Raw genomic sequence first — 1,513 nt, forward strand, 5'->3', positions numbered from 1 at the left:
CCCATTAGCCGGTCTCAAGTCAAGGTTAAAAGCCACCGCGCCCTGCAGTTTTCAACTGCAGGGTTTGCTCTCCAACTCAACCTGATCGGTTGAACCCGTCGAACCCGTTTCCTCTTCATTGGCTACGAACGAGTCGTGCCAGACACCCATTTGGATCAAGCGGTAGCGATACAACCTGCACCGCCCTGGCAGTTAACTGCCCCAGAGAAACGTTGGTGCTGCCAATGCGTCCAAAACGTGTCACAGAACTGTGGCTCGTGCAAAACACACGTCCAGTCCCAGCTGGCTCACTTGGCAGACGACCCGGTTACAACACACTCAGGCGGTGATGGTCGGTCGCCACTCAGATTTAGTGGTTCGAGCCCAGTCCCTTTTTGGTTGGCCAACCATCACCTCATTCGCCCCTCAGGCGAAACAGCGTCTGGCATCAAAAGGCTGTTTCTCCTTCAGGATGTGATAACTCGCTCGCGCCAGCTTGTGTGCCAGTGCCTTGGTAGCGACCACGGCATTGGTCTTGGCTTTCTTCTTCTCGAAAAAGCGTTTGGCATCCTCGCTGAAGCGCCGGGCGAAATTAGCCGCTTCGATATAAGCCCAGATCAAATAAGCGTTGCCGTTCTTGGCGTTGCCTTCACCTTTCTTTTTGCCGTTGGAGTAATGCGCACTTTTTACGCAGCGAGCGTAAGAGGCGAAGTGGCCTACGTCGGCAAAGCGCTCGATATTTCCGGTTTCCAGCATGATGACCGTGGCCAGCACTTCGCCAATTCCGGGCATCGTTTTCAACAAAGAAAACTCCGGGCGCAAATAGGCTTCGTGCAGTAATCGCTCTTCAAGAAAATCAATCTGGATCTGCAATGCCTGAACAATGGCGACATTCGCTTTCATTGCCAGAGCCACATCCGTCGGCAGGCCCAGCCTGTCGACGGATGTGGCTGACAGCCCTTTGACTTCATTGCAGCTCAACCGCTGGCCAAACTGGCGCGCCATGATGTTCTCGACGGACAGAATGTGCTGAGTCCGACTGCGTACCAGTTGAATACGTTTGCGTGCCAAATCTCGCAGCGCACGCTCTTGCGGCGGATGGATATATCCGGTCGGTAAAATCCCGAGTCGCAGCAAATGAGCCAGGAAAGTCGCATCATCCTTGTCGTCAGAATGCTTCAAACCGTCGTAGCGTTTCATCGCCACGGGATGGGCCAGCTTCACCTCGAGGCCCGCCGCCTTAAGGCCATCGACCAACCAATACCAGTTGTAGGTGGACTCAACCACGACGCCAACCAATTCAGCACGGTGAGGCTCGAGCAGCGAAAGGACTGGCGTTAGCTGGTTGGGGCAACGTCGACTGACCAGTACTCGATCCGTTTCGTCGGTAACCACCACAACACTGTTGTTCGAATGCAGGTCTATGCCACAGAATTTCATCACGGCCTCCTACGCAAAAGACTAAGTTCGCACCTTGAATTTTGCGCCACCTCCGTGAGGTGGGGAGGCCGGCCAGATGATTCTCAGATTTATT

General features: G+C 54.3%; 1 protein-coding gene. It reads right to left on the reverse strand.

Features of this window, described 5'->3' with window-relative positions; all coding sequences use genetic code 11:
* Positions 1–405 precede the first annotated feature (405 nt).
* Entirely contained in the window at positions 406–1,419 is a 1,014-nt protein-coding gene (locus tag AC07XZ_RS29070) for an IS110 family RNA-guided transposase (RefSeq protein ID WP_102688685.1), read from the reverse strand.
* Positions 1,420–1,513: the final 94 nt, after the last annotated feature.

This window comes from Pseudomonas sp. GW458-11-26-14-LB4 (assembly GCF_059423925.1).